At 70.8% G+C, this 415-nt stretch carries 1 protein-coding gene; it reads right to left on the bottom strand.

Annotation, left to right across the window (positions count from 1 at the left end):
* The coding region (locus HG800_RS26820) for a hypothetical protein (RefSeq protein WP_169981482.1) at window positions 1-415 on the bottom strand (415 nt) is incomplete at both ends.

Consider the following 415-nt stretch of genomic DNA (forward strand, 5'->3'; position numbering starts at 1 on the left):
CGGGCGGGGGTTCGTTTCGGGAATCGACGCGGGGAGGATCGGGCCAATCGGCCGAGGGAGGGACGAAGGCGGGGCGGTCGGAGTGCTGGGAGCGGGAGGCGTCCATGAGCTTCGCCTCGCGGGCGAAGGTCTTCGAGCGTTCGGAGCGCAGCCGGGTCAGGGCGTTGAGGGATGTGTGGAAGTCGCGGAAGGCGTCGCGGCGGTAGCGGTGGCGGAGCTGGCCGGCCTTGGAGGTGTCGATCAGGGCGGCGACCTCGATGGCGTCGGCCTCGGGGCGGTCGATCTCGTCCCAGACGATCGGGCGGAGGGTTTCGAGGCGGCTGATCTGGTGGTCGACGAAGGATCGGAGGCGATCGACGGCGGAGGGGTCGCCGGGGGTGTCGGTGGCGGGTTGGACCGTTTTCGGAAAGGCGGC

The organism is Tautonia rosea, from assembly GCF_012958305.1.
GTDB lineage: Bacteria > Planctomycetota > Planctomycetia > Isosphaerales > Isosphaeraceae > Tautonia > Tautonia rosea.